The organism is Sandaracinobacter sp. T42, assembly GCF_059115405.1.
Genome location: NZ_CM181101.1, coordinates 990,687 through 1,017,065, shown reverse-complemented (window position 1 = coordinate 1,017,065; position 26,379 = coordinate 990,687). Strand labels below are relative to the sequence as shown.

At 68.4% G+C, this 26,379-nt stretch carries 23 protein-coding genes; 13 read left to right on the top strand and 10 right to left on the bottom strand.

The genetic code is table 11. The annotated features are described in order from the left end of the window. The first annotated feature begins 71 nt into the window (after positions 1 to 71). Both ACW9TV_RS04845 and ACW9TV_RS04840 read left to right on the top strand, forming a co-directional pair. Positions 72 to 638: an EF-hand domain-containing protein gene (locus ACW9TV_RS04845; RefSeq protein WP_494304721.1), complete on the top strand. Its 567-nt coding sequence runs from the start codon at positions 72 to 74 to the stop codon at positions 636 to 638. A gap of 112 nt (positions 639 to 750) precedes the next feature. Further along, a complete protein-coding gene (locus ACW9TV_RS04840) occupies positions 751 to 1,383 on the top strand; it encodes an outer membrane protein (protein WP_494304720.1) in 633 nt (210 codons plus the stop codon). A gap of 103 nt (positions 1,384 to 1,486) precedes the next feature. Here ACW9TV_RS04840 and ACW9TV_RS04835 read toward each other — a convergent pair whose 3' ends face one another. Next, positions 1,487 to 4,243, bottom strand: a complete 2,757-nt coding sequence (locus ACW9TV_RS04835) for a [protein-PII] uridylyltransferase (protein ID WP_494304719.1) — start codon at positions 4,241 to 4,243, stop codon at positions 1,487 to 1,489. A gap of 217 nt (positions 4,244 to 4,460) precedes the next feature. On the opposite strand from ACW9TV_RS04835, the gene ACW9TV_RS04830 reads away from it, so the two are divergent. Continuing rightward, the gene (locus ACW9TV_RS04830) at positions 4,461 to 6,029 is read left to right on the top strand and encodes a spinster family MFS transporter (protein ID WP_494304718.1); all 1,569 of its coding nucleotides are present in this window, start codon (positions 4,461 to 4,463) and stop codon (positions 6,027 to 6,029) included. 12 nt (positions 6,030 to 6,041) lie between these two features. Continuing rightward, a complete protein-coding gene (locus ACW9TV_RS04825; RefSeq protein WP_494304717.1) occupies positions 6,042 to 6,818 on the top strand; it encodes an SDR family oxidoreductase in 777 nt (258 codons plus the stop codon). A gap of 32 nt (positions 6,819 to 6,850) precedes the next feature. Here ACW9TV_RS04825 and ACW9TV_RS04820 read toward each other — a convergent pair whose 3' ends face one another. Continuing rightward, positions 6,851 to 7,774: a hydroxymethylglutaryl-CoA lyase gene (locus tag ACW9TV_RS04820; protein ID WP_494304716.1), complete on the bottom strand. Its 924-nt coding sequence runs from the start codon at positions 7,772 to 7,774 to the stop codon at positions 6,851 to 6,853. Between the two features lie 110 nt (positions 7,775 to 7,884). Between ACW9TV_RS04820 and ACW9TV_RS04815 the strand changes: the two genes are divergently transcribed. Continuing rightward, on the top strand, positions 7,885 to 9,084 hold the full coding sequence (locus ACW9TV_RS04815) for a CaiB/BaiF CoA transferase family protein (protein ID WP_494304715.1): 1,200 nt from the start codon (positions 7,885 to 7,887) through the stop codon (positions 9,082 to 9,084). 94 nt (positions 9,085 to 9,178) lie between these two features. Here the strand turns inward: ACW9TV_RS04815 and ACW9TV_RS04810 are convergent, their stop codons facing one another. The 5 genes from ACW9TV_RS04810 to ACW9TV_RS04790 form a co-directional block, all read right to left on the bottom strand. Continuing rightward, entirely contained in the window at positions 9,179 to 9,781 is a 603-nt protein-coding gene (locus tag ACW9TV_RS04810; RefSeq protein WP_494304714.1) for a hypothetical protein, read from the bottom strand. 86 nt (positions 9,782 to 9,867) lie between these two features. Further along, positions 9,868 to 10,521, bottom strand: coding sequence for a GntR family transcriptional regulator (locus ACW9TV_RS04805; protein ID WP_494304713.1), 654 nt, complete (start codon positions 10,519 to 10,521; stop codon positions 9,868 to 9,870). A 126-nt stretch (positions 10,522 to 10,647) separates the two neighbouring features. After that, the gene (locus tag ACW9TV_RS04800; RefSeq protein WP_494304712.1) at positions 10,648 to 11,706 is read right to left on the bottom strand and encodes a cupin-like domain-containing protein; all 1,059 of its coding nucleotides are present in this window, start codon (positions 11,704 to 11,706) and stop codon (positions 10,648 to 10,650) included. Positions 11,707 to 11,752: 46 nt separating this feature from the next. Beyond that, entirely contained in the window at positions 11,753 to 12,931 is a 1,179-nt protein-coding gene (locus tag ACW9TV_RS04795) for an ATP-binding protein (protein ID WP_494304711.1), read from the bottom strand. 49 nt (positions 12,932 to 12,980) lie between these two features. Continuing rightward, complete coding sequence (locus ACW9TV_RS04790) at positions 12,981 to 13,850, bottom strand: MBL fold metallo-hydrolase (protein WP_494305036.1); 870 nt, start codon at positions 13,848 to 13,850, stop codon at positions 12,981 to 12,983. 72 nt (positions 13,851 to 13,922) lie between these two features. Here ACW9TV_RS04790 and ACW9TV_RS04785 point away from each other — a divergent pair, with 72 nt between their 5' ends. Then, complete coding sequence (locus ACW9TV_RS04785; protein WP_494304710.1) at positions 13,923 to 14,729, top strand: sulfite exporter TauE/SafE family protein; 807 nt, start codon at positions 13,923 to 13,925, stop codon at positions 14,727 to 14,729. Here the strand turns inward: ACW9TV_RS04785 and ACW9TV_RS04780 are convergent. Continuing rightward, complete coding sequence (locus ACW9TV_RS04780; RefSeq protein ID WP_494304709.1) at positions 14,704 to 15,882, bottom strand: PQQ-dependent sugar dehydrogenase; 1,179 nt, start codon at positions 15,880 to 15,882, stop codon at positions 14,704 to 14,706. The genes ACW9TV_RS04785 and ACW9TV_RS04780 overlap by 26 nt on opposite strands. A gap of 145 nt (positions 15,883 to 16,027) precedes the next feature. On the opposite strand from ACW9TV_RS04780, the gene ypfJ reads away from it, so the two are divergent. Beyond that, entirely contained in the window at positions 16,028 to 16,963 is a 936-nt protein-coding gene (gene ypfJ / locus ACW9TV_RS04775; protein WP_494304708.1) for a KPN_02809 family neutral zinc metallopeptidase, read from the top strand. After that, positions 16,960 to 18,099: an aspartyl/asparaginyl beta-hydroxylase domain-containing protein gene (locus ACW9TV_RS04770; RefSeq protein ID WP_494305035.1), complete on the top strand. Its 1,140-nt coding sequence runs from the start codon at positions 16,960 to 16,962 to the stop codon at positions 18,097 to 18,099. Before ypfJ ends, ACW9TV_RS04770 begins: the two co-directional genes overlap by 4 nt. Before the next feature lie 48 nt (positions 18,100 to 18,147). Here ACW9TV_RS04770 and ACW9TV_RS04765 read toward each other — a convergent pair whose 3' ends face one another. Further along, the gene (locus ACW9TV_RS04765) at positions 18,148 to 19,797 is read right to left on the bottom strand and encodes an NAD+ synthase (protein WP_494304707.1); all 1,650 of its coding nucleotides are present in this window, start codon (positions 19,795 to 19,797) and stop codon (positions 18,148 to 18,150) included. Positions 19,798 to 19,829: 32 nt separating this feature from the next. Next, entirely contained in the window at positions 19,830 to 21,173 is a 1,344-nt protein-coding gene (locus tag ACW9TV_RS04760) for a DUF1214 domain-containing protein (protein ID WP_494304706.1), read from the bottom strand. A gap of 163 nt (positions 21,174 to 21,336) precedes the next feature. Between ACW9TV_RS04760 and ACW9TV_RS04755 the strand changes: the two genes are divergently transcribed. From ACW9TV_RS04755 to ACW9TV_RS04735, 5 genes are read left to right on the top strand one after another with little or no spacing between them, the layout of a single operon-like run. After that, complete coding sequence (locus tag ACW9TV_RS04755; protein WP_494304705.1) at positions 21,337 to 22,503, top strand: acetyl-CoA C-acetyltransferase; 1,167 nt, start codon at positions 21,337 to 21,339, stop codon at positions 22,501 to 22,503. Further along, positions 22,503 to 23,432 carry a crotonase/enoyl-CoA hydratase family protein gene (locus ACW9TV_RS04750; RefSeq protein ID WP_494304704.1) on the top strand — a complete coding sequence of 310 codons (930 nt, stop codon included), beginning with the start codon at positions 22,503 to 22,505 and terminating at the stop codon, positions 23,430 to 23,432. The genes ACW9TV_RS04755 and ACW9TV_RS04750 overlap by 1 nt, the downstream gene beginning before the upstream one ends. Next, positions 23,425 to 24,348, top strand: a complete 924-nt coding sequence (locus ACW9TV_RS04745) for an alpha/beta fold hydrolase (RefSeq protein WP_494304703.1) — start codon at positions 23,425 to 23,427, stop codon at positions 24,346 to 24,348. The genes ACW9TV_RS04750 and ACW9TV_RS04745 overlap by 8 nt, the downstream gene beginning before the upstream one ends. Then, positions 24,345 to 25,859, top strand: a complete 1,515-nt coding sequence (locus ACW9TV_RS04740) for a class I adenylate-forming enzyme family protein (protein ID WP_494304702.1) — start codon at positions 24,345 to 24,347, stop codon at positions 25,857 to 25,859. Before ACW9TV_RS04745 ends, ACW9TV_RS04740 begins: the two co-directional genes overlap by 4 nt. Next, positions 25,838 to 26,371 carry a CinA family protein gene (locus ACW9TV_RS04735; protein ID WP_494304701.1) on the top strand — a complete coding sequence of 178 codons (534 nt, stop codon included), beginning with the start codon at positions 25,838 to 25,840 and terminating at the stop codon, positions 26,369 to 26,371. Before ACW9TV_RS04740 ends, ACW9TV_RS04735 begins: the two co-directional genes overlap by 22 nt. The last annotated feature ends 8 nt before the right edge of the window (positions 26,372 to 26,379 follow it).

The window sequence follows — 26,379 nt, the reverse complement described above, 5'->3', positions numbered from 1 at the left end:
AGCCTTTTCCCGATATTTGCCATGCGCGGCGCACATGCTAGGCATGCGCCGGGGTCGGATCCGGATGGCGCATGTCGCGCCACATTGCAGGAGATCCGAACAGCATGTTTTCCGGTCGGCCGAGCCGTTATGCCGCGATCGTCGGCGCCCTGCTTCTGGCGCTTGGGGCCGGCACGCTGTGGCTCTTGGCGGATCGCGGGCGGGCGGATGCCGCACCCGCCCTCGCGTCAACCGGAACGCCTGCGGTCATGGCGGCCCCGGACGAGGCCGCCCAGGCTGTCGGGAGTCTGGCGCTCCCGCCGCCAGGGAAGAAAAAAAACAAGGAAGAACAGAGATTTGCCCGCGCCGATCGGGACGATGACGGGCGCATCACCCAGGCCGAATATCTCCACGCCCGCCGACGCAACTATGACAAGCTGGACCGCAACGGAGACGGGGTGCTGCAATTCAGCGAATATGCCGCAAGCGGCATCGCGAAGTTCGCCACGGCGGACGCTGACGGGGACGGCCGGCTGAACCCGGCGGAATATGCAACGACAGCCCCGAAGCCCGGAAATCGACAGACGGCGTCTGCCGAAGCCTGCCGCTGCCCGCAGACGAAAACCCACACTTCGTCCGCCCGAAACGCCGAAGATTAACCTCAGCATAACAAGGGATTCAGCAAGTCTTCAACCGCGCGGGCCTTTCTGGCGCCACGTCGAAGGCCTCAGCGCCTGCCGGCCAAGTTCATAATAAGGAAAGGTTCCATTCATGGCACGTGCCACCAATCTCGCGCTCGCAATCGCCGGCGCTTCGGCCCTGTTCGTGGCGACGCAGGCCTCTGCCGCCGAGCCGTTCAACGGGCCGTATGTCGGTGCCCAGGCCGGCTGGCAGCACGACAACAACCGCTTCACCCTGCGCGGCGCCACCGGCACCGCCTCGGATCGCCAGTCGGGCTCCAGCTTCGCCTATGGCGCGCAACTCGGCTACGACTTCAAGACGGGTGACAACTTCGTCCTCGGCGCCGAAGCCTTCCTGACCGGCGACACCAACAAGGTGCGCGACGGCAACACCACCTTCGATGGCGGCCGCTCGCTGGGCCTGCTGGCCCGTGCCGGCGTGCTGGCCAGCCCGCGCACCCTGATCTACGGCAAGGGCGGCTGGGAAAATGGCCGCTTCACCTATCAGGTGAACGGCATCGGCGTCAGCACCAACCGCGACGGCTGGTCGCTGGGCGGCGGTGTGGAACAGATGCTGACCGACAATGTGTCGGCCCGCGTCGAATATCGCCACACCAAGTTCAACAGCTTCGGTTCTTCGGCGCTTGATGCCGCCCTCGGCTCCACGGCCCAGTCGCGCGTCAACCGCGACCGCGTGATGGTCGGCGTGAACTATCGCTTCTAAGGCGGCTGCGCGGGCGACCCTCTCGCCCGCAAGACCGACAGAGGGCGGGCGTTCGGCACATGGCTGAACGCCCGCCTTTCCTTTTCCCGGCCCGGCGATCGCCTCAGGCCGGCTCAGGCACCTTCTGCCCCGGCGCGGCCGCCACCTCCAGCAGCCGCTTCTCCAGCGCCTTCATGCGCGCCCCGCCGTCGATCTTCTCGCCGGTCAGGTCCGTCAGATAAAAGGTGTCCACCGCCCGCTCGCCATAGGTCGCGACATGGGCGGAATGGATCGTCACCTTCGCACCATACAGCGCATAGGTCAGCGCATACAGCAGCGCGGGGCGATCCAGCGCGTTCACTTCCACCACGGTGAACCGGTTCGAAGCCTTGTTGTCGATGAACAGCTGCGGCACCACGCGGAAGGCTTCCTGCCGCCGCCGCGGCAGCGGCTTCGCCGTCAGCCGGTCGGCCAGCCGAACCTTGCCGGCAAGCGAATCCCTTATCGCCTGTTCCATCCGCGCCAGCCGCTCCGGCTCGTCGAAGGGGCCGCCCAGCGGATCCTGGATCGTCAGATTGTCCAGCGCCATGCCGTCGCGCGTGGTATGGATGCGCGCATCCACGATCGTCGCCCCGCCCAGCGCGATCCCGCCCGCGATCCGGTAGAACAGGCCCGGGTGATCCATGGCATAGACGGTGACCAGCGTGGTGCCCGCCGCGACATCCGGCTGAGAGCGGATCGTGATCGCCTGTTCGGCCCGGTCGGCATCGTCCACCAGCGCCATGTTGGCCGCCAGCACGTCGGCGGGCTCCGCCAGCCAGTAGCTGTCGGCGAAACGGCGGGCATAGGCTGAAAAGCGGTCGTCGCTCCACCCCATCACCTGCTGCAGGCGACGCTGCCGCGCCTGCACCCGCTCGTGCCGCCCGGTCTGCTTGTGGCCCAGCCGCAGCACTTCCTCGGCCGAATTGTAGAGGGTGGTCAGCAGCTGCGCCTTCCAGCCGTTCCACACGCCCGGCCCCACGGCCCGGATGTCCACCACCGTCAGCACCAGCAGCAGCCGAAGCCGCTCGGCAGACGCCACGACCTCCACAAAGTCGAGGATGGTCTTGAAATCCGCCAGATCGCGCTTGAAGGCGGTGGCCGACATCAGCAGATGCTGCCGCACCAGCCAGGCGACCGTATCCGTCTCCGCGGCCGTCAGGCCCAGCCGGGGGCACAGCCGCCGTGCCACTTCCTCGCCCAGGATGCTGTGGTCCCCGCCGCGGCCCTTGGCGATGTCGTGCAGCAGCACCGCCACATACAGCACCCGGCGCGACACGATCTGCCGGATGATCGCGGACGACAGCGGATGCTCGTCCTTCAGCTCGCCCTTCTCGATGCGGGAAAGCAGCCCGATCGCCCGGATCGTATGCTCGTCCACCGTGTAATGATGGTACATGTCATACTGCATCTTGGCGACGACCCGGCCGAAGTCGGGCACGAAGCGGCCGAACACGCCCGCCTCGTTCATCCAGCGCAGCACCGTCTCCGGATCGCGCGGAGAGGTCAGCACCTCAAGGAACAGCTGGTTGGCGCGCCGGTCCTGCCGCACCTTCTCGGTGATCAGCCCCTCGTCGCGCGCGGCCTGCCGCATCGTCATCGGATGGATTTCCAGCCCCTCCTGCGCTGCCAGCTGGAACAGCTCGATCAGGCGCACCGGATCGGCCTGGAAGAAATCGTCGCCCGGCGCCTCGATCCGGCCGCGCGCCAGCCGGAAGCCGTTCAGCCGGCGCGGGCGGCGCTTCAGCTTGGGCATCCAGGCGCTGCGCGCGAAACGCTCCTCCAGATGCGCCAGGAACAGGGCCGTCAGCCCGCCAACCGTCCGCGCTGTCAGGAAGTAGTGGCGCATGAAACGCTCCACCGCCGACATGCCGGGCCGGTTAGCATAGGCCATGCGCACCGCCAGCTCGCGCTGCATGTCGAAGGTCAGCCGCTCCTCGGCGCGCCCCGCCAGGTCGTGCAGGTTGATGCGCACCGCCCACAGATGGTTCTGCGCGCGCTGGAACTGGCGATATTCCTGGGCGGTGAACAGGCCCTTCGCCACCAGTTCGTGCGCCTCGCGCACCTGGAAGGCGAACTTGCCGATCCAGAACAGCGTCTGCAGGTCACGCAGGCCGCCCTTGCCGTCCTTGATGTTCGGCTCCACCACATAGCGGCTGTCGCCCATCCGGCGGTGGCGTTCGTCCCGCTCGGCCAGCTTTTCCGCGATGAAGGCGCGCGCCTCGCCCGCCATGATGTCGGTGGCAAAACGCCGGCTGGCCTCGTCGTACAGCTGCTGGTCGCCCCACAGGTAGCGCGCCTCCAGCAGCGCCGTCTTCACCGTAAGGTCGCCCTTCGCCATGCGGATCATGTCGTCAACGGTGCGGGTGGAATGCCCCACCTTCAGCCCCAGATCCCACAGGATGTAGAGGATCGCCTCCACCACCTGTTCCACCCAGGCCGTCTGCCGCAGGGGGCACAGGAACATGATGTCCACATCGGAATAGGGCGCCATTTCCGCCCGGCCATAGCCACCCACCGCCACCAGGCAGATGCGCTCGGCGGCAGAGGGATTGTCCCGGCCATAGAGGCTGCCGACGGTCGCGTCATAGGCCAGCCGCAGGATCTGGTCGGTCAGGAAGCTCTGCGCGCTCGCGATCTCCAGCCCGCGCCCCGGCGTGGCGGCGATCCGCCGGCGGATTTCCGCCCGCCCCTCGTCCAGCGCCGTCTTCAGCACGGCGGACACGGCCGCGCGCCGCCCCTCCGGCGCGGCGTCCGCAACGGCCCTGTCCAGAACCTCCACGATCTTGCGTCGATCGATGATGGCGCGCCGCTGGGGCACATGGTCGTAAAGGCCAGGCATGGGGACCTTCTTAGCGCGGCCGTCCGGCTTTCGACAGCGGCTTGTCGGCGCCGCCCTGATGCCCGGTTCATCCGCCGGCCGCGCCCGGCCTAGGCGCAAGCGGCTGGCCGGGCCCTCCCCCCGCCGGTTCGCATGAACCTGAATCCCCGAAAAATAGGCGTTTGACTGGCGGAAACCGCCTGCTAGGCCCGGGCTCAAGGGACACGAGGGAGACGTGATGCAGCCGACGGAAGCCGAAATCGCCGAAGCAAAAGCCCGTGTCGGCGGCCCCTACAGCTGGTACGTCCTGGGCGTCCTGGTTCTCGTCTATGTCTTCAACTTCATCGACCGCCAGATCATGGCGATCCTGGCTGAGGACATAAAGGCCCATCTGGGCGTCAGCGATTCCGAACTCGGCTTCCTCTACGGCACGGTGTTCGGCGTCTTCTATGCGCTGTTCGGCATCCCGCTGGGCCGCCTGGCAGACATGTGGCACCGCATGCGCCTGCTCACCATCGGCCTCACGCTCTGGTCGGGGATGACGGCGCTGTCCGGCCTCGCCGGCAACTTCGCCCAGCTCGCCGCCGCCCGCATCGGCGTCGGCGTCGGCGAAGCCTCCGCCTCGCCCGTCGCCTATTCCGTCCTGTCCGATTATTTCCCCAAGGAACAGCGCGCCACCGCCCTCTCCATCTATTCCTCCGGCATCTACATCGGCGGCGGCCTGTCGCTGTTTGTCGGCGGCCTCACGGTGGAACGCTGGAACGCGGCCTTCCCCGATGGCGGGCCGCTCGGCCTCGTCGGCTGGCAGGCGGCCTTCATGGCGGTGGGCATCCCCGGCCTGCTGCTGGCGCTGTGGGTCGCCACGCTGAAGGAACCGATCCGGGGGCTTTCGGAAGGCATCGTCATGCCGTCCGAGCCGAACCCGTTCCCCAAGTTCCTGAACGAACTGTCCAGCGTGCTGCCGCCGCTCACCATCTTCCACGCCGCCACCCACGGCCGCAAGGCGGTGATCACCAACCTCGTCGGCCTCGCCGTCGCCGCGCTGTTCTTCGCGGGCATGTCCCATTTCACCGGCAACTGGCCGCAATGGCTGGCGCTGGGCCTGGCGGGCTATGCCGTCTTTTCCTGGTCGCAGTCGCTGAAGCACCGCGACAGGCCAACCCACGCCCTCATCTGGGGCACCCCCACCTTCCTTGCGCTGGTGCTGGGCTTCGGCATGATCTCCATGACGGGCTATGCCCATGGCTTCTGGGGCGTCGCCTACGCCATCCGCACCTTCGGCGTGGACAAGGCGGTCGCCGGCTTCTTCCTGGGCGGGGGCGGCGCACTCAGCGGCTTCCTCTCCATCATCATCGGCGGCAAACTGGCTGACACCTTCCGCCGCAAGAACCCGGCCGGGCGGATCCTGATCGGTTTCGCGACCATCCTGCTGCCGATCCCCTTCATCCTGCTGCAATACACCACCACGTCCATCACCCTGTTCTACCTGTGGGCCTTCATGGTCTCGCTCTTCGGCTCGCTGTGGGTCGGTGTCGCGGGCGCCACCGCGCAGGATCTGGTGCTGCCGCGCATGCGCGGCGCCTCCACCGCCACCTTCTTCCTGGGCACCACCGTCATCGGGCTGGGCCTCGGGCCGTTCCTGATCGGCCGGATGTCGGAACTGCTGGGCGATCTGGGCCATGCCCTCATCGCCACCACCCTGCTGGCGCCGTTGCCACTCGCCTGCATGCTCTATGTCTATCGCAACCTGCCCACCGCCGAAGCGACCCGCCTCGAACGGGCGCGCGCGGCGGGCGAACCCGTCTAGAGGAACCCGCACATGTCGCTCAGGATCAACGATCTCTTCTCCGTCGCCGGAAAAATCGTCGTCATCACCGGCGGCAGCCGCGGGATCGGCGAAATGATCGCCCGCGCCTATGTCGAAAACGGTGCGAAGGTCATCCTCACCAGCCGCAAGGCCGCCGATGTCGAAGGCCTCGCCGCCCGGCTGGGCGATGCCGCGATCGCCATTCCGGCAGACCTTTCGCAGATGTCCGAAATCGACCGCTTCGCCGCCGAAGTCGCAAAGCACACAGACAAGGTCCATGTCCTCTTCAACAACGCCGGCGCCAGCTGGGGCGGCACCTTCGACGAGTTCCCCGAACTCGGCTGGGACAAGGTGATGGACATCAACCTGAAGTCCGTCTTCTTCCTCTCGCAGAAGCTGATCCGCCTGCTGGAGGCCGCCGCCACGCCCGAAGACAACGCAAAGATCATCAACATCGGCTCGATCGACGGCCAGCATGTCTCCCCCATCGAAACCTACAGCTACGCCGCCTCCAAGGCCGGCGTCCTCCACCTCACCCGCATGATGGCGAAGAATCTCGCCGCCCGGAACATCCAGGTGAATGCCATCGCGCCCGGCTATTTCCCCTCGAAGATGACGGCCGGCATCGCCGACGAAATCAACAACAACGCCCTGAAATTCACCCCCATGGCCCGCTGGGGCAGCGAGCAGGACATGGCCGGCGTCGCCCTCTTCCTCGGCTCCAAGGCGTCGGGCTACCTCTGCGGCGCCACCGTCACCGCAGACGGCGGCTACGCAACCACCGCCTGAAGGCCGGGGGGTGTTCCCTCAGGCGGGGGCGGTCAGGCCGTCGGCGCCCCGGTCCAGTTTCCGGCCCGCGCGACCAGCGATGGCATCGTGCGCCCCAGCACCGTCTCGAACCAGTGGTTGGCCGTGATCAGGGCTTCAAGGTCGATCCCCGTCGCCACGCCGGAACGATCCATCAGATAGACAAGCTCTTCCGTCGAGATGTTGCCGGTGGCGCGCGGCGCGAAGGGGCAGCCGCCAAGCCCGCCAAGGCTCGAATCCAGCACCTCCACACCGGCTTCATAGGCTGCCCAGGCGTTGGCGATGCCCGTGCCGCGCGTGTTGTGGAAATGCGCGCGCAGGCGGATGCCGGGGGCGGCTTCGCGCACCCGGCCCACCAGATCGGCCACCTGTGCCGGCACCCCCACCCCGATGGTGTCGGCGATGGCGATTTCCACCGCGCCCGCATCGGCCATCTCGCCTGCCAGCCGGGCGACGGTTTCCGGCGGCACATGCCCTTCGAACGGGCAGCCGAACGCGGCCGAGATCGTCACCTGCGGCACCAGCCCGCCCTCGCGCGCCAGCTTCAGCATCTCCCGGTTCTCGCGGATGCCCTCCTCGATGGTCTGCCCCTGGTTCTTCATCCCGAAGCTGTCGGAAGCGACCAGCACGCAGCCGGCCTCGTCCACGCCCCGCTTGCCGCCCTCGCGCGTCGCCAGCGCCCGCAGCACGCCGCGCTTGTTCAGGCACAGGCCGATGTAGCTGACATCCGGCAGGTCGGGCAGCGCCGCAATCACCGCCTCGCCGTCTGCCATCTGCGGCACGCGCGCGGGGTTCACGAAACTCGCCACCTCGATGCGGCGGATGCCGGCGGCCACCAGCCGCCCGATCAGGCCCAGCTTGCCGTCGGTCCCGATGATCTCGCGCTCGTTCTGCAGGCCGTCCCGCGCGCCGACTTCGACCACTTCAACCGGCCCCATCGCCTTCTCCTCGCCCCGCATTGGACCAACTCAATTGTATACAATTGCCGAATTCGGCTATAGGACCGCCCGCAACAGGCGGCAAGCCGGCAGATGGAAGGGTTCAGGCAATGGCACAGGGGGCGCTCGACGGCCTCAGGCTGATCGAGATGGGGCAACTGATCGCCGGGCCCTTCTGCGGCCAGCTCATGGCCGATCACGGCTGCGAGGTCATCAAGATCGAGGCGCCGGCGCAGCCGGGCGATGGGGAACAGGGCGATCCGATGCGCCAGTGGGGCCAGGGCAAGCCTGTCTGGTTCCCCGTCATCGGCCGCAACAAGAAGACGATCACGCTGAACCTGCGCGACGAACGCGGTCAGGCGCTGCTGAAGCGGCTGGCAACCCGGTCCGATTTCGTTCTGGAGAATTTCCGCCCCGGCACCATGGAAAAATGGGGCCTCGGCTATGAAACGCTCGCCGCTACCAATCCCGGCCTCATCATGATCCGCGTGTCGGGCTATGGACAGACCGGGCCCTACGCCCCGCGCGCGGGCTATGGCTCCATCGGGGAAGCAATGGGCGGCATCCGCAACCTCGCGGGCGATCCCTCGGCCCCGCCCAGCCGCGTCGGCCTGTCGATCGGCGACTCGCTCGCCGCGACCTTCGCCTGCCTGGGCGCGATGATGGCGCTGCACCACCGCCACCGCACCGGGCAGGGTCAGGTCGTGGATTCCGCCATCTACGAATCAGTGCTGGCGATGATGGAATCGACGGTGCCGGAATACAGCGAAGCGGGCCTGATCCGCGAACGCACCGGCTCGATCCTGCCCGGCATTGCCCCGTCCAACGTCTATCCCTGCGCGGATGGCGACATCCTGATCGGCGCCAACCAGGACAGTATCTGGGCCCGGCTGGCGCAGGCGATGGGCCGGCCCGAACTGGCGAAGGATGCGCGCTTCGCCACACACGCCGCACGCGGCCGCAACCAGGCCGAACTCGACGCGCTGATCGCGGACTGGACCCGCACGCAGACTTCGGCCGGGGTGCTCGCCGCGATGGAAGCCAGCGGCGTTCCCGCCGGCAAGATCTACAAGGCGCCCGACATGCTGGCCGATCCGCATTTCGCCGCGCGGGAAGCGCTGGTGAAGGTCGCCCATCCGGAATTCGCCAATCTGGTGATGCAGAATGTGTTTCCGAAGCTGTCGGAAACGCCGGGCAAGGTGAACTGGCCGGGTCCGCCGCCGGGCGCGTTCAACCAGGAAATCTACCGGAACATGCTCGGCCTCGGCGACGACGAACTGGCGACCCTGTCGCGCGAAGGCGTGATCTGACACACGGATCCGCCCGCTGCCGGGTCCGGCAGCGGGCGGATCGTGGCCGGTTGATCCGGCTTCTGATCCTGTCCGGTCAGATGATCCTGTCGGATCAGATCGCGGCGGCGCGGCGCATCTGCATATGGGCGCGGCGGGCGTCGGCGCCGCGCACCTTCATGGCCAGTTCCATCTCGGCAAGGTCGATCCGCCGGGCGCGGGCCTCCACCCAGCCGCGGCCGAACGCAGCTGCCCAGCCCAGCAGGGCGACCGCCGCGCCGAAGGGTTCGGCGCCGACAGCCAGAATCAGGAACAGGGTCAGCATCAGCTGCAGCATCATCTGAGTGCCAAGCACCGGCCGCCCCGGCTGCACGACCAGCCGGAACATCGCGACCGAAAGGCCCGCCGCCAGGATCAGCAGCGCCTGATCGATCATCGGCAGGCGCGCCATGGACACGAAGATGATCAGCACCACCGCCACCAGGGCGCCGGCCACCGCCATCCAGCCGGCCACATTCTGAAGCCGGCCGCGTTCCGCCGCCATCCGCTCGCAGCGGATGGCGATGCGCTCATCCTGCGCGGCAGCCTGCCGCAGCAGTTCGGCAGCCCGGCCGTGGTGCAGGCCTTCCGGATTATCGAGGAGACGTTCGAGCGCCTCGCGCGCGTTGCGCTGGCGACGAAATTCGGCAGAGTTCCAGTCCGACGCGACATTATTCATGGCGACCAACACCTTTTTGGCTCTTGGTTGCCGACCCTGACGTCTGGTTAACGCGACTCAGGCCGCCCGCGCCACCCCCCGAACTGTCACAAATCGTTGCCGCCACGCCCGTCTGCGGCCGTGGAAAAGGCATGGAAAGCCCGGCGGACATGCCCTGTCATCAGGCTTTCCGCCCATTGTGCGTCGCGGGCGCGGAAGGCGTCGATCAGGGCGGCATGCTCGGCATGGCTGCGCGCGAATTCGTCGCGGCCATAGTGCCGCGCCGTGCGGCGCACCACGGGCTGCTCCACCAGCGCGCCCAGGATCTGCGCCAGCCGGGGCGAACGGGCGGCCCCCAGCACCGTTGCGTGAAACCGCCGGTTCGCGGCCAGAAATCCTTCGGGGTCGCCCGCGGCGATCGCCTGCCCAAGATCCCGGTTCACCCCGTCCAGTTCGCGCAGTTCCGCCGGCGTGATCCGCGCAGCCGCCCGCGCGGCCGCATGCCCTTCCAGGATCGCGCGCAACTCGAACAGATCGGCCACGTCATCGGCCGACCAGTCCGCCACATAGCTGCGGGCCCCGTCGCTCCGGCGCACCAGGAATTCCGCCTCCAGCCGCCGCAGCGCCTCGCGGACAGGCGTTCGGGAAACACCGCAAAGGACAGCCAGCTCCGCCTCGCGCAGCGGCGTTCCCGGCCCCCACTCGCCGCCCGTGATGCCGGCCCGGATCCGGGCATAGGCATGATCAGAAGCCTTGGACATCATCCTCGTCCCGCAGCACCGCTCCGGCGATCCCCGGGGCGGTGTCAGGCTCCTCTATTGTATACAATGATGGCCGTCCACCGGCATTCCGGCGGATCGCGCGCCGCCCCCGCCAGAGCGCCTCCGTCAGAGCGGCCCTTCGCTGGCGTAAAAGCCGGTGAACCCATTGTCCCAGACGAAGTTGGTAAAGCTCATCCCGATCGTCAGGCTCAGCCCCGTCACATGGTGCCACCAGCCGACGGGGATGAACAGGATATCGCCCGGGCCGATGTCCACTGTCAGGATGCGGGGCCGTTCCGCCGCCGGCACGTCCGAAAGGCCGGCATCCGCGCCAAAGCGGCTGAAGCAGTGGCGGTGGTTCCGCATGCGGTGCGTTTCCGAAGGCGAAACCATCGCCACCCGCTTGCGCCCCACCATGTTCACCAGCAGATTCTGCGTCAGATCATGGTGCCAGGGCGTCACCGTGCCCCTCGGCCCCATCCAGAAGAAGCCGTCGCCCAGATGGCTCGGCCCCAGGTAGCCGGGCAGATCGCCCACGTCGCGCCACAGCGGATCCAGCGCCCGCCGGTTCAGCCCCGAATTGTTCGCCGTCACATAGAAATCGTTGGTGTCGGGATCGGCGGCCAGCTTCGCCAGCACATCATGCCAGCGCATCCGCCGCTTGTGCGCGATGGAGTTCAGCTCGAAGTCCGGGTCCGCCTCCCGGTCCATCTGCACCTCGATCTCCGGATTGCCGACTTTCTGCGCCAGCGTCTCCAGCGTCCAGCCGCGCCCTGGCCAATGATCGGTCAGGCCGGTCAGCACAACCGGGGTCAGGGTCGTGTAATGACCGGCGAAGAAGGCCTCCGGCGAAAGCCGGTCGCGCACGGGAATGTCCGCCGCCCCCATCCGCTCCAGCTTCGCGCGCGATTCCAGCAGCCAGTCCCGCTTCGCCAGCCGCGCCTGCAACAGCCTGGCCGCCTTCAGATAGGGATGGTCGCGCGCCGCCTCGATCTCCGCCGTCAGCGCCGCCAGCGGCGCACCTTCGCGCAGCATCAGCGGCATGATGGCGTCCGGCGACAGCCCGTCCAGCAGCAGTGCCGCGATCCGCGCCTGCTGATCGGCCGTCACCGCCGGGGCAGGCGGCCGGATCCCCAGCGCCCGCATCGGATCGTCGCCCCTGAAGCCTTTTCGCGCATCCAGCATGGCCCCGGCCCTTACGACAGATTTATGACAGGCCGGAGTCGCCCGTTCAGCCCCGGTCCGGCATGATCCGCTTCATGAACTGGTCGAACATGGGCACGGTGAAGGCCGTGTCGCCATGGGCAGGCGAATACAGCATGCCCTTGCGGATCAGGCTGTTGCGGATCGGCGCCAGCTGGGTCACCTGCTTGCCCAGCATCTCGGCAATGTCGCCTGACCGGTGCGGCCCGGGCCCCAGTTCGGCCATGGCGCGCATGTAGCGCTTCTCGGATGGCGTCAGCCGGTCGAACCGCACCCGGAAGAAGCTGGCGTCCAGCTCCGCCAGCGCGGTGACGCCGGCGTTTTCCACATCCAGCATGCTGATGGGGGAAGCAAAGGCCAGATCCCAGGCATGCTTGCCCCATTCCTGAAGGAAATAGGGATAGCCCTGAGTCGCGGCCACGATGGCATCCACGGCGGCCGGCTCGATCGCCTCCTCCTCGCGCTCGATCGGGATCACGATGGCGTTGCGCGCCGCGCCGGGGGCAAGCGCCGCCACCTCCACATATTCGAACAGGCGCTCGGCATAGCTTTTCGCCCGCCCCATCTGCCCCAGCAGCTGCGGCAGCCCGGCCGCCACCATTCCCACCGGCAGCTGCGCCTGCGCAACCGCATGCAACGCCGAAATCAGCGCCGCCATCTCCGTGTCCTTTACATACTGGATTTCGTCGATGGTCAGGATCGCCGCCGTTCCGCGCTCCTTCGCGGCCTCGCCCACCGCCAGCAGCAGCTCGGTCAGATCCACTTCCAGATCGCCCGAATCCGCCACGCCCTTCTCGGGCTCGGCATCGATGGTCACTTCGATGTCCTGATAGGCGACCTTCAGCTTCGCGAAGCTCGCCAGCGCGCGCAGCGCCTTGCGCGCGCCCGCCTTCGCCGATTCCATCCGGTCCAGCTTCAGCAGCAGCGCCCGCAGCGGGGCCGCCAGCATGGCCGGCAGCGATCGCCCCTCCGGCGCCTCGATCCGCACCGTCTGCAGTCCCCGCGCCTCCGCATCACGGCGGATCTCGCCCAGCAGCACGGTCTTGCCCGTGCCGCGCAGGCCATAAAGGATGAAACTGCGCGCGGGTCGGCCCAGCGCGATGCGATCCAGCGCCACGGCCGCCCGTTCCACAAGCTCGTCACGCCCGGCCAGTTCCGGGGGGCGCGTGCCCGCCCCGGGCGCGAAGGGGTTGCGAACCGGATCCATAGGAAGATTAGGGCAAATTATCTCCTACAAGTAAAGTGCCCAAAGCTTCCTACAATTCCGTGTAATCCGCCGGCACCCTCAGCGGCAGGGCCAGTCGCCTCACCCCGTCCCTGCCCGGTGCGGGCAGCCGCCCGCCCTCGATGTTCACCTGGATGGACGGCAGGATCAGCTTCGGCGCGGCCAGTGTTGCATCGCGCGCGGCCCGCATCGCCACGAAATCCGCCTCGCCCACGCCGTCGTGCACATGCACATTCGCCGCCCGCTGCGCCGCAACGGTGGTTTCCCAGGCGAAATGGTCCCGGCCCGGGGCCTTGTAGTCGTGGCACAGGAACAGCCGGGTTTCGCCCGGCAGCGCCAGCAGCCTGCGGATTGAAGCATAGAGCGCCTTCGCATCCCCGCCGGGGAAATCGCAGCGCGCGGTGCCGTAATCCGGCATGAACAGCGTGTCGCCCACGAACACCGCATCCCCCACCCGATAGCTCACGCAGGCCGGCGTATGCCCCGGCGTTGCGATCACCTCGATCGAAAGCCCGCCCAGCGGGATGCGCTCTCCGTCCGCCAGCAGCCGGTCGAAACGGTCGGCCTCGCCCTCGATTCCGAAGCGCGGCCGGAAGATGGCCTGCACCGCCCCGATGTTGGCGCCGATTCCGATGGGCGCACCCGTCTTCGCCTTCAGATAGCCCGCGGCCGACAGATGATCGGCATGGGCATGGGTTTCCAGGATCCAGCGAACCGCAAGGCCCCGCTCCGCCACGGCCGCCAGAACCGCATCGGCCGACCGGGTCGCGATCCGCCCCGAAGGCTGATCGAAATCCAGCACGGAATCCAGGATCGCCGCGTCGCGTGTCTGCGGATCCCACAGCAGATAGCTCACGGTGTTGGTCGGTTCGTCGAAGAAGGCCTTGATCTCGGCGGTCATGCTGGTCTCGCGGATTGACAGGGTCGGCAATCCAATTAAATTAGGAAAATCTAATATAAAGGTCAAGCCGTCATGCCTGCCTTCCTGTTGCCCGCGCTCGGCGCCGGTGCCGCCATCGGCCTCATCCTCGGCCTCATCGGCGCGGGCGGCTCGATCATCGCCGTGCCGCTTCTCGTCTATGGGGTGGGTGTGCCCGATGCCCATGCCGCCATCGGCACGGCGGCGGTCGCCGTCTCGCTGTCGGCGCTGCTGGGGCTGGCGGGCCATGCGCGCGCCGGCAATGTGAAATGGAACTGCGCACTCGTGTTCGCGGCCAGCGGCAGCCTCGGCGCATGGGCAGGCGCGCAGGCCGGAAAGGCGACCGATCCCGATCTGCTGCTCGCCCTGTTCGGCCTGCTGATGCTGGCGGTCGGCCTGTCGATGCTGCGCCCGCGGCGGTCCGCCCCGAACCCCGATGTCCGGCTCACGCGCGGAACCGCGCGCCTGCTGCTGCCGCGGCTGGTGCCCCTGGGCCTACTCGTCGGCCTCTTCGCGGGCTTCTTCGGCATCGGCGGCGGCTTCCTGATCGTGCCGGCGCTGATGCTGGCGACGGCCATGCCCATCGGCTACGCGGTCGGCACTTCGCTGGTGGTGGTGTTCGCGCTGGGCGCCACCACGGCCGCCAGCTATGCGCTGGCCGGCCATGTGGATTGGGCGCTGACCGGCCTGATGGTCGCGGGCGGCGCGGCGGGCGCGTTCGCCGGAATCGGACTGGGCAAGCGGATGGCCGGCGCGAAGGACCGCCTCACGAAGCTGTTCGCGCTCGTCGTGATCGGCACCGGCCTCTATGTCACGGCCAGCGGCTGGCCGGCGCTCACCGCGCTGGCGTCAGCCGGATGATCCGCCCCGCTTCCTCGTCCGTCAGCACATAGACATTGCCATCCGGGCCCTGCGCCACGTCGCGCACCCGCGCCCCGATCCGGATCCGCGTCTCGCCCGTCGGCCGCCCGTCCTTGCCGATGCGGATCACCCGCAAATCCTGGCTCATCAGCCCGCCCGCGAGCAGCGCGCCGTCCAGCGCCTTCAGCCGCGCGCCGCGATAGACCGCCAGTCCCGACGCCGCGATGGAGGGAACCCATACCGAAACAGGGTCGCGGAACCCAGGCCGGGATCGCTCGGAAGTGATCGGCTGGCCCGAATATTCCATGGAATAGGTCACCAGCGGCCAGCCGTAATTGCCGCCGGCAGACAGGCGGTTCAGCTCGTCGCCGCCGCGCGCGCCATGTTCCGTCGCCCAGATCGCGCCGGTCTTCGAATCCAGCGCCAGCCCCTGCACATTGCGATGGCCGATGCTGAACAGCCGCGCGTCCCAGCCCTTCGATGCATCCGCGCCGGGGTTGCCCGGCGCCGGCGTGCCGTCCGCCGTCAGCCGCAGCACCTTGCCGAAATAGGCGTTCGGATTCTGCGCATTGTTGCGGATGTTTTGGCCGTCCAGCTGGATATTGGGGTTGCCGCCATCCCCCACGCTCATCAGCAGCGTGCCATCGGGCAGCCACAGCAGCCGCGATCCGAAATGCGCGCCGCCCGTCTTCGCCTGCGGGTTGCGGAACAGTTCCGTCACCTCCACCAGCGAATTGCCCTTCAGAACCCCGCGCGAAAGCGCCGTCATGTTGGCCTTCGGGTCGCCAACGGCATGGCTCAGATAAACCTGGCCGTTCGCGGCAAAGCGCGGATGCACGGCCACATCCAGCAGCCCGCCCTGCCCCACCGCCGCCACCGCCGGCACGCCCTCCACCGGCGCGCCCGGCTTGCCGTCGGCCCCCAGGATCCGCAGCGTGCCGCCGCGCTCCGTCACCAGCGCCCGCCCGTCGGGCAGCCAGGCGATGCCCCAGGGGCGGTTCAGCCCGGTCGCCCACACCTCCTGCGCGATGCCGGGCTCGTCCGGCACCTCGAAGGCAACCACGGGCGGCCCGGATTGCGCAGAACCCGGGGACCCGGCCTGCGCACAGGCGCCCGCAACCCCCATCAGCCCCGCCGCCAGCAACTTGCGCATCGATCGCTCCCGTCCAGTCCGTGAATCGGGTGCATCTCGCGCACAACGGCCTTCCGGCACAAGTGCGAAGCCGCGGCCTGTGCCCTTTTGCTCGCATCCGCCGGTCGCTTCGCCTATCGTGCCATCCCGAAACGGAGGGACAGGCATGCGGCTCGACGACCAGCGCGAAAGCGGGAACATCGAAAACCGGCGGGATGAAGGCGGCATCGGCTTCGGCGGTGCCGGCCAGGGCGCGGGCGGCATGGGCGGCGGGCTGGGCGGCCTGCTGGGCCTGTTCCTGCCGCTGATCGGCTCGAAGTTCGGCATCATCGGGATCGTGGTGGCGATGGGCGCCATCTTCCTGTTCAGCAACATGGGCGGCCAGTCGAACCAGCCGGCCCAGTCGCCGCAGGTTTCCGCCCAGGCCCCCGGCGCGCCGGCCGGCAGCGGCTCCCAGTTGCAGACCGAAACGGATCGCTTCGTCGCAAAGGTGCTGGCCACCACGGAAGATAGCTGGGGCAAGATCTTCGCCGCCAGCGGCCAGCAATATCCCGCCCCCCGTCTGGTCCTGTTCGACGGCAGCATCCGCTCCGCCTGCGGCGGCGCCTCGGCGGCCTCCGGCCCCTTCTATTGCCCGGCAGACCAGAAGGTCTATCTCGACACCGGCTTCTTCGACCAGCTGGCCCGCCAGTTCGGCGCGCCCGGCGATTTCGCCGCCGCCTATGTGATCGCCCACGAAGTCGGCCACCATATCCAGACGGTCACGGGAACCTCCCAGCAGGTCACCCGCGCCCAGCAGCGCGCCGGCCGGAGCGAGGCCAATGCCCTCTCCGTCCGGCTGGAACTCCAGGCCGATTGCTACGCCGGCGTCTGGGCCGCCAACAACCGCAACCTGCTCGACGAAGGCGATTTCGCCGAAGGCGTCCGCGCCGCGCAGGCCATCGGCGACGATACGCTGCAACGCCAGATGCAGGGCCGCGTCGTGCCCGACAGCTTCACCCACGGCTCCGCCGAACAGCGCATCCGCTGGCTGAAGAAGGGCTTCGAATCGGGCGACCCCAACGTCTGCGACACCTTCTCCGTGCCGGAGGGACAGCTCTGAGCACCCAGACCCGCCCCGATCCCCGGATGGATCAGGTCCGCGCCGCCCTCGGCCGGCGGGACTTCGCCTCGGCGCGCGCCATCCTCGGCGAATGGCCCGAAGCGCCGCCGCTGCTGGCGGCCCAGGTCGCCCAGCTGTCGGGCGATGCCGAAGGCGAACAGGCGGCCCTCGCCCGCGCGCTGGCGGCGAACCCGCGCCATGTCGGCGCGCTGCTTGCCATGGGCGATGTGAAAAGCCGCGTGGGGGATGACCGCGCCGCCACCAGCTTCTTCCGCGCCGCGCTGAACCAGGCGATGGTGGAACCGCAGCCGCCCGAACTGGGGCCCTTCCTGCAACGCGCCCAGCAATGGATCGCCCGGTCCTCGGCCCGCTTCGAATCGCACCTCCGGGATGCGCTGGGCGATGTCTCGTCGCTCCCCCGCCTCTCCCACGCGATCGACCTGCTCACGGGCAAGACGCAGCTCTACCTGCAGCAGCCCAGCATGTTCTATTTCCCCGGCCTGCCGCAGCGCGCCTTCTACGAACGGCAAGAGTTCGACTGGCTGCCCCAGGTGGAAGCCGCAACACCCGCCATGCAGGCAGAACTCGCCGAGCGCATGAAAGGCGGCGCCGACTTCCGCCCCTATGTCGAAACCCGCACCGACCGCCCCGCCCCCAACAACCCCCTGAAAGACGATCCAAGCTGGGGCGCGCACTATTTCTGGAACAACGGCGAAGTGGTTTCCGAACACGCCGCCGCCGCCCCCGCCACCATGGAAGCCCTCGCCGCAGCCCCCATCCCGCGCATAAGGGGCCGTTCCCCCATGGCGTTGTGGAGCCTGCTGAAGCCCGGCACCCACATCCAGCCGCACACCGGCATGCTGAACACCCGCCTGATCGTGCACATTCCGCTCGTCACCAATGCCGATTGCGGCTTGCGCGTCGGCCCGGAAACCCGCCGATGGGAACCGGGCAAGGCCCTCGTCTTCGACGACAGCTTCGAACATGAAGCCTGGAACCGCGGCACCGAAACCCGCGTGATCCTGCTGTTCGAGATCTGGCGGCCCGAGATCGGGGAAGCGGAACGCGAAGCGCTGACCCGCCTGTTCGAAACCATCGACGAACTGCAACCCGGCCAGGCCGGCAACGGCTTCTAGGGGTTCATGCCTCAGGCGGACTGATCATCTTCCTTCGCCGCCGCACCCCTACACCCCCGTCCGGAACGCATTCGTGATCGGATAGCGCCGGTCCCGCCCGAAGTTGCGCGGCCCGATCTTCACCCCCGGCGGGGCCTGCCGGCGCTTGTATTCCGCGATGTACAGCAGCCGCTCGATGCGCTTCACCGTCTCCAGGTCGGCGACGCCCCGCGCCACGATGTCGGCGGCGGCCAGTTCCTCTTCCACCAGCCCGTGCAGGATGGCGTCCAGCACATCATAGGGCGGCAGCGAATCATCGTCGCGCTGGTTCTCGCGCAGTTCGGCCGTCGGCGGCTTGGTGATCACCCGCTCCGGCATCACCGGCCCGTCCGGCCCCAGCCCCAGCCGCGGCCGCTGCGCGTTGCGCCAGCGGGAAAGCCGGAACACCGTCGTCTTGTAGGCGTCCTTCAGCACATTGTAGCCGCCCGCCATGTCACCGTAGATGGTGGCATAGCCCACGCTCATCTCGCTCTTGTTGCCCGTCGTCAGCAGCATGTGGCCGAACTTGTTGGACAGCCCCATCAGCGTCACCATCCGCAGGCGCGACTGGGCGTTTTCCTCGGCCAGGTCCCTCGGCTTGCCCGCGAACTGCCCGGCCAGCATCATCTCCATTGCGGTCACCGCAGGCTCGATCGGGATATTGTCCAGCCGCACCCCCAGCATCTGCGCGCACAGCGCCGCATCGTCCAGGCTTTCGCGCCCCGTGAAGCGGCTGGGCAGCATCACGCACCACACCCGCTCCGCCCCCAGCGCGTCCACCGCGACGGCGGCCGAAAGCGCGCTGTCGATCCCGCCGGAAAGCCCCAGCACCACGCCCGGAAAGCGGTTGCGCCCCACATAGTCGCGCAGGCCCACCAGCATCGCGTGGTAGATTTCCTCCTCATAGCTGTCCGGCATCTGCGTCGTGCCGGGCGCAAAGCCCGCGCCCCGCGCCCAGTCCAGCGTCACCACCGCTTCGTCCCAGTCGGGCAGGCGCACCATCAGGGCGCCATCGGCATTCACCGCAAAGCTGCCGCCGTCGAACACGATCTCGTCCTGCCCGCCGCTGCGGTTCACATACAGAAGCGAAAGGCCCGTCTCGGCCGCCCGCGCGCGCGCCAGCGCCAGCCGACGGTCCTCCTTCCCCAGCTCATAGGGGCTGCCATTGGGCACCAGCAGCAGCTCCGCCCCGCGCGCCTTAAGATGGCTCGAAACGTCCGGCGTCCACATGTCCTCGCAGATGGGCACCCCCAGCCGCACACCCCGGAAGTCCAGCGGTTCGGGCAGCGGCCCGGCCACGAACACGCGCTTCTCGTCGAACACGCCATAGTTGGGCAGGTCGTGCTTCAGCGTCACGCCCGCAACCTTGCCCCCATCCAGCAGGGCAAAGCCGTTGTGCAGGCCCCGGTCCGTCGCCCAGCTGGTGCCCACCAGCATCGCCGGCCCGCCGTCCGCCGTCGCCTCGGCCATGCGCGTCAGCTGCGCCATCGCGGCCGTATGCAGCGCGGGCTTCAGCACCAGATCCTCCGGCGGATAGCCGATGATGGAAAGCTCGGGCGTCACGATCAGGTCGGCCCCCGGTGCGGCCGCCCGGGCGCGCAGCATGGCGGTGGCATTGCCCGCCAGATCCCCCATCGAAGGGTTCAGCTGGGCGGCGGCGATCTTCAGCATGTCGGCCATGGCCCAGCCTTAGAACGGCTCCGTTCGTTTGCCTACTCCACCCGCTCCACGGCCGGCAGCCGCCACCCGCCCGAAAGGATCGGGGCCTCGGGCCGATAGGCGCGGAAGGCCAGGCTGAACGGCCCCCGGGGCGGGGAGGGCAGCCAGTTCGCCCCCGGCCCCGGATCGGTCGGCTGGATGGCGATCGTCAGGCTTCCGTCGGCATTGCGCTTCAGATCCGGGGTGCGGTTGCCGATGGCGTATCGATCGATCGGATTCTCCACGAAGAACAATCGCCCGTCGGGCAGCCGCTCATAGAGGGCAAGGCTCCAGAAGGCCCGCACCGGCACATCGGCCGGGATGGTCAGGCGATAGCGCCCCGCGCCATCCAGGTCACGCCCGCCGGAATCGAGAACCGCCATCCAGTAGACCGCCTCGCTTTTCGGCAGCGCCGCAAGCCCACCCAGCGCCACGGCGGATCGCACGGCATCCGTCGCTTCGGCGGTGCCGATTGCGGGCGGCGGGCTGGACCATCCGTCGCCGGTGGTGCGCGCCCCCTCGTTCAGCCCGGTTTTCAGCCTGTCGAAAACCCGCGGCAGCAGGATCCGCCACAGCCATTGCAGCCATAAGGGCAGCTCGTCGAACGCCTCCGTCCCGCCGCCATAGCCCGTCGCGGCCAGCGCGGGCGCCGCCAGATAGGGGTTTTCCGCAATCACCGGATTCACCCCGCGCAGCAGGGTCGCGGGGTCCGGCAGCACAGGCAGCACGACGGCCTCCCGCTGCGGTCGGCGGCTGGATTCAGGCACATCCAGCAAGAAGCCCGCCTGGGCCGCGCGGGCGGCCTGCAGGTCCGCCGGCCCATCCACCAGCGTGCGGATCAGCAGCCAGCCCTCCTTCGACGGCACGCGATAGCGCCGATCAGGTTCTCCGCCCGCCGGCGAAACAGCGCCCGCCGGCGGAACTGCGCCCGCCTTTCCGTTGCCGAACTCGATGGTCACGCGCCCCTCGTCCGTCTCCCGAAGGATGAACACATTGTCCGTGCGGGCATCCATCACCGCCACGCTGGCATAGCGCCCGTCCAGCTTCGGGATCGTCAGCGTCACCGGGCCGGATGCCAGGTCCAGAAAGGCCGTGGAATACAGCGTGTCATTGTTCGGCGTGGTGATCGTGCGGTCCCGCGGGCCCGAAAGGCCGGTGCGGTGAACCAGCAGGTTCGAACCGTTGCGCCCGTCATGGGCGAGGCGCAGCAGCTGCTCGTTGCGCGCGCGAACGATGCTGTAGATCGGGAACGCCTTCAGCGCCGCCTCGCGCGTCTCGGCAACCGGCTCCTTCAGCCACAGCCAGGCACCCCCCGCCAGCACCCCCAGAAGCACCAGCGCCAGCAACAGCTTCCGCATCCGTCCGCCCTCCCCCAAGGCCTTCCCCCGGCCCGATTGCACCCGAATCCTCGCCGCCCGCGCCGCCAAAGGCAAGCGCCGCCTTCCCAAGAAAGCGAGGGGACACGGGCCTGCCACAAGGCGCAAGGTCGGCAGAACATTGGAACCATGCGGGAGATGCAGGATGGGCACGGCCTATATCGTGAAGGCGCGGCGGACGGCGGGCGGTCGCAAGGGCGGCCGTTTGAGGGACTGGCACCCGGCGGATCTCGCCGCGCAGGTGCTGAACGATCTGGTGGGGGATCATGATCCGGCCCTGTTCGAGGATGTGATCATGGGCTGCGTGAACCAGTTCGCGCAGCAGAGCACGAACGTCGCGCGCAACGCCGTGCTCGCCTCGAAGCTCCCCGAATCGGTGCCGGGCACCTCGGTCGACCGCCAGTGCGGCTCCTCGCAGCAGGCGCTGCACTTCGCCGCCGCTACCGTGATGTCGGGCGTGATGGATGTGGTGATCGCAGCCGGCGTCGAAAGCATGACGCGCGTGCCCATGGCGCTGCCGTTCAAGGCGGCGATGGACGCAGGCGCCGGCACCTATGTCTCGCCCAACATGCAGAAGCGCTATCCCGGCATCCAGTTCAGCCAGTTCGCCGGCGCCGAGATGATCGCGAAGAAATATGATCTCTCGAAGGATGAACTGGATGCGTTCGGCTTCCTCAGCCAGCAGCGCGGCGCGGCCGCCGCAAAGGCCAATGCCTTCGCGAACGAGATCGTGCCGGTGCAGGGCCTCGACGCCGAGAACAACCCCGTCGAGCATATCGTGGACGAAGGCATCCGCTTCGAAGCCACACTTGAGGCCACGAAGGCAGTGAAGCTGCTGTCCGAGGGCGGGCGACTCACGGCGGCCACCTCGTCGCAGATCTGCGACGGTGCCTCGGGCGTGCTGGTCGTGAACGAAGCGGGGCTGAAGAAGCTCGGCGTCGATCCCATCGCCCGCATCCATTCGCTGACGGTGATCGGCGAGGATCCGGTGGTGATGCTGGAAGCCCCCATCAACGCCACTCGCGCCGCGCTGAAGAAGGCCGGCATGAAGATCGACGACATCGACCTTTATGAAGTGAACGAAGCCTTCGCCTCCGTGCCCGTCGCCTGGCTGAAGGAACTGGGCGCGGATCCGGCGAAGCTGAACGTCAACGGCGGCGCGATCGCGCTGGGCCACCCGCTGGGCGCCTCCGGCACCAAGCTGATGGCGACGCTGGTGCATGCGCTGAAGGCGCGCGGCGGCCGCTATGGCCTGCAGACGATGTGCGAAGGCGGCGGCCTCGCCAACGTCACCATCGTGGAGCGGCTGTGATGGGCGGCGCTGCCATGGAACGGCAGGAAACGAAGCTGGAGATCGCGGACGGCATCGCCATCCTCACCCTCTACCGGCCCGACAAGCTCAACGCCTTCACCGGCCGCATGATGCAGGAGATCATCGCCGCCTTCGACGAGACGGACGCGAACGACGATGTGAAGGCCGTGATCGTCACCGGGGCGGGCCGCGCCTTCTGTGCCGGCGCGGACCTGTCGGCCGGCGCGAAAACCTTCGACTATGACGCCCGCACCGACGATCAGAGCACGCGCCCGCAGGGCAGCTCCCCCGTCCGCGCGGACGGCACGGTGGATTACAGCCATCCGGCCGTGCGCGACGGCGGCGGCCTGTGCACCCTGCGCATCTTCGAAAGCCTGAAGCCGGTGATCGGCGCCATCAATGGCGCGGCCGTCGGCATCGGCGTCACCATGCAGCTGCCGATGGACATCCGCATCGCCAGCACCGATGCGAAGTTTGGCTTCGTCTTCGCCCGGCGCGGCATCGTGCCGGAAGCCTGCTCCAGCTGGTTCCTGCCCCGCCTCGTCGGCATCAGCCGGGCGATGGAATGGTGCGCAACCGGCCGGGTGTTCGGCGCGCAGGAGGCGCTCGAAGGCGGCCTCGTGCGGCAGGTGGTGGCCCCCGATCAGCTGCTGCCCGCGGCCATCGCCCTCGCGCGTGAAATCGCCGACAACACCGCGCCCGTCTCGGTCGCGCTCACCCGGCAGATGCTGTGGCGGATGCTGGGCGCGGATCACCCGATGGAGGCGCACAAGATCGACAGCCGCGCCATCTACGCGCGCGGGCGGCAGGGCGATGCGAAGGAAGGCGTCGTCAGCTTCCTGGAAAAGCGCCCGGCCGTCTATCCGGACAAGGTCTCGGCGAACATGCCCGATTTCTTCCCCTGGTGGGCAGACCGGCCCTATGAATAAGGCCGCCCAGGCGGCCGATCCCGCGCTCGCGCCGCCGCTGGCCGCCTATGCCGGCGCGCGGCCGCCGGCGCCGCAATGGTTCATCGACGCGGTCGAGGCCCCGCATGAACGCCACCGGCTCCAGGTGGAAGGCGCCGGCATCGAATGGCTGGCCTGGGGGCCGCGCGGCAAGCCGGGCCTCCTGTTGCTCCACGGCAACGGCGCCCATGCGGATTGGTGGCGTTTCATCGCCCCCTTCCTCGCCGAAACCCACCGCGTGGCGACCCTCAGCTGGAGCGGGATGGGCGGATCCGATCACCGCCCGCGCTACACGGTCGATCTGTTCGTGGCCGAAATCCTCGCCGTGGCTGAAGCCGCCGGCCTGATGGAAACCGGCCCCTTCACCATCCTCGGCCACAGCTTCGGCGGCTTCCCGATGATGGCGCTCGCCAACCGCGAAGGCGCGCCGCTGCGCCAGGCGATCATCCTCGACACGCCCTTCGATCTGCAGCAGCGCCGCCGTCCGCGCGGCAGCGGCGGGGATGCCAGGCCGCACACCATCTACCCGACGGAGGCCGACGCGCTGGCCCGCTTCCGCTGGGCGCCGCCGCAACCCACCACCCACGATTTCATCGCCGATTTCATCGCCCGCAACTCCATCCGCCCGGCGGACGGCGGCTTCACCTGGAAATTCGATCCCTTCCTGTGGAGCGAATTCGAAATGAACGCCGGGGTCGATCTGCTGCTGAACCCGAAATGCCCCACGGCGCTGATGTGGGGCGAAAAGTCGGATCTGGTGCATGGCGGCCTCGTGGCCGACATGGCGCGGCGGCTGCCCGCCGGCAGCCCGCTCATTCCCATCCCGCAAGCCTTCCACCATGTGATGGCCGATCAGCCGCTGGCGCTGGTGTCGGCGCTCAGGGGTTTCCTCGCATGACAGCCGAACCACCCTTCCGCCGCATCGGCGATCTCGTCCGCGACCATGCGCGCACCCGGCCCGATGCGCCCGCCATCACCGTATCCGGCGCCACCCTCAGCTGGGCGCAGCTGGCCGACCGCGCGGGCCGCGTCGCCGCCAGCCTCCAGCGCGACGGCATCGCGCCCGGCCAGGCCATCGCCATCATCAGCTACACCAACACCGATTATGTCGCGCTCTACATGGGCGCCCTGATGGCCGGCGTCGCCGTCGCGCCCATGCCGCCCAGCGCCACGCCGGATCAGCTGCAGGCGATGGTATCCGATTCCGGCGCGCCGCTCCTGTTCCTCGATCAGGCCAACGCCGATGCGCTCGCCCATATCGCCTTCACGGCCCGCATCCAGATGATCGAGGCGCTGGACGACTGGCTGGCCGATGGCCCGCCCGCGCCGCTGACGATCCCCGATGAAGCGCTGCTGAAGCTGCCCTTCAACATCATCTATTCCTCCGGCACGACCGGCGTTCCCAAGGGCATCATCCACAGCTGGGCGATGCGCTGGTCGCAGCTTCTGGGCGGTGCCGCCGTCGGCTATGCGGCCGACAGCGTCACCCTCCTTGCAACCCCGCTCTATTCCAACACCACTCTCGTCTCCGCGCTGCCCACGCTGGCCTGGGGCGGGCATCTGGTGATGATGCCGAAGTTCGAGGCCCGCCAGTTCCTGGAACTGGCGCAGGCGGTGCGCGCCACCCATTCCATGCTGGTGCCGGTGCAGTATCGCCGCATCATGGACCTGCCCGATTTCGGCAGCTTCGATCTTTCCAGCTATCGCTGCAAATTCTGCACCTCGGCCCCCTTCGCCGCCGATCTGAAGGCGGATGTCCTGGCGCGCTGGCCGGGCGGGCTCATCGAATATTGGGGGATGACGGAAGGCGGCGGCGGCACCGCCCTCGTCGCGCATGAACATCCGGAAAAGCTGCACACCATCGGCCGTCCCTTCCCCGGGGTGGAACTTCTGATCGTGAAGGAAGACGGCACAGAGGCCGCGCCGGGTGAAGTGGGCGAGATCATCGGCTATTCCGGCGCCACCATGTCGGGCTACGCCAACCGGCCAGAGGCGACGAAGGCCACCCAGTGGATCCACCCCGATGGCCGAATCTTCATCCGCACCGGCGACCTCGCCCGAAGAGACGAGGACGGCTTCGTCGAGCTGATGGGCCGCGCCAAGGACATGATCATCTCCGGCGGGTTCAACATCTATCCGATCGATATCGAACAGGTGCTGGCCGAACATCCGCAAGTGAAGGATGTGGCCGTTGTCGGCATCCCCAGCCGCGCCTGGGGCGAAAGCCCCGTCGCCTTCGTCGTCGCCCCCGGCGCAGACGCCGAGGATCTGCGAAGCTTCACCAACGAACGCGTCGGCAAGGTGCAGCGCCTCGCCGCCGTGCAACTGGTCGATGAACTGCCGCGCAGCGCCATCGGCAAGATCCTGAAGCGCGAGCTGCGCGACCAGTGGAAAGGCGACATCCCCTGACCTTCGACGACCTTCTGGCCGACGCCCGGCAGGTCGCCGCGCTGCTGATGGCCCGCCGCCACACGCTCGCGGTCGCCGAAAGCAGCACCGGCGGCCTGATCTCCGCCGCCCTGCTCGCGGTGCCGGGCGCATCCGCCTTCTATCTCGGCGGCGGCGTCATCTACACGCCCCGCGCCCGCCACCGCCTGCTCGATCTGAAACGGGAAGAGGTGCGCGGCCTGCGCGGCGCGACCGAAGCCTATGCCCGTGTGCTCGCGGATCGCGCCCGCACGCGATTCAGCGCCACCTGGGGCCTTGGCGAAACCGGCGCCACAGGCCCTTCGGGAAACCCCTATGGCGACGCGCCGGGCCATTGCTGCCACGCAGTCGCGGGGCCCGCAGGCGCCGTTTCCCACACGCTGGAAACGGGCGAAACGGATCGCCTGCACAACATGCTGCGCTTTTCCCGCGCCTGCCTGCAGCAGCTGCGGGAAAGGATCGAGGCTGAAGCCGAAGGAACGCCTGCCGGATAGGCAGTGCG

Coding starts and splice junctions, on each gene's coding strand:
- ACW9TV_RS04740 (WP_494304702.1), top strand. CDS start 24,345: ATGACAGCCGAACCACCCTTCCGCCGCATCGGCGATCTCGTCCGCGAC.
- ACW9TV_RS04785 (WP_494304710.1), top strand. CDS start 13,923: ATGCCTGCCTTCCTGTTGCCCGCGCTCGGCGCCGGTGCCGCCATCGGC.
- ACW9TV_RS04835 (WP_494304719.1), bottom strand. CDS start 4,243: ATGCCTGGCCTTTACGACCATGTGCCCCAGCGGCGCGCCATCATCGAT.
- ACW9TV_RS04840 (WP_494304720.1), top strand. CDS start 751: ATGGCACGTGCCACCAATCTCGCGCTCGCAATCGCCGGCGCTTCGGCC.
- ACW9TV_RS04795 (WP_494304711.1), bottom strand. CDS start 12,931: ATGGATCCGGTTCGCAACCCCTTCGCGCCCGGGGCGGGCACGCGCCCC.
- ACW9TV_RS04830 (WP_494304718.1), top strand. CDS start 4,461: ATGCAGCCGACGGAAGCCGAAATCGCCGAAGCAAAAGCCCGTGTCGGC.
- ACW9TV_RS04815 (WP_494304715.1), top strand. CDS start 7,885: ATGGCACAGGGGGCGCTCGACGGCCTCAGGCTGATCGAGATGGGGCAA.
- ACW9TV_RS04780 (WP_494304709.1), bottom strand. CDS start 15,882: ATGCGCAAGTTGCTGGCGGCGGGGCTGATGGGGGTTGCGGGCGCCTGT.
- ACW9TV_RS04800 (WP_494304712.1), bottom strand. CDS start 11,706: ATGCTGGATGCGCGAAAAGGCTTCAGGGGCGACGATCCGATGCGGGCG.
- ACW9TV_RS04790 (WP_494305036.1), bottom strand. CDS start 13,850: ATGACCGCCGAGATCAAGGCCTTCTTCGACGAACCGACCAACACCGTG.
- ACW9TV_RS04755 (WP_494304705.1), top strand. CDS start 21,337: ATGGGCACGGCCTATATCGTGAAGGCGCGGCGGACGGCGGGCGGTCGC.
- ACW9TV_RS04760 (WP_494304706.1), bottom strand. CDS start 21,173: ATGCGGAAGCTGTTGCTGGCGCTGGTGCTTCTGGGGGTGCTGGCGGGG.
- ypfJ (WP_494304708.1), top strand. CDS start 16,028: ATGCGGCTCGACGACCAGCGCGAAAGCGGGAACATCGAAAACCGGCGG.
- ACW9TV_RS04820 (WP_494304716.1), bottom strand. CDS start 7,774: ATGGGGCCGGTTGAAGTGGTCGAAGTCGGCGCGCGGGACGGCCTGCAG.
- ACW9TV_RS04845 (WP_494304721.1), top strand. CDS start 72: ATGTCGCGCCACATTGCAGGAGATCCGAACAGCATGTTTTCCGGTCGG.
- ACW9TV_RS04765 (WP_494304707.1), bottom strand. CDS start 19,797: ATGGCCGACATGCTGAAGATCGCCGCCGCCCAGCTGAACCCTTCGATG.
- ACW9TV_RS04750 (WP_494304704.1), top strand. CDS start 22,503: ATGGGCGGCGCTGCCATGGAACGGCAGGAAACGAAGCTGGAGATCGCG.
- ACW9TV_RS04805 (WP_494304713.1), bottom strand. CDS start 10,521: ATGTCCAAGGCTTCTGATCATGCCTATGCCCGGATCCGGGCCGGCATC.
- ACW9TV_RS04810 (WP_494304714.1), bottom strand. CDS start 9,781: ATGAATAATGTCGCGTCGGACTGGAACTCTGCCGAATTTCGTCGCCAG.
- ACW9TV_RS04745 (WP_494304703.1), top strand. CDS start 23,425: ATGAATAAGGCCGCCCAGGCGGCCGATCCCGCGCTCGCGCCGCCGCTG.
- ACW9TV_RS04825 (WP_494304717.1), top strand. CDS start 6,042: ATGTCGCTCAGGATCAACGATCTCTTCTCCGTCGCCGGAAAAATCGTC.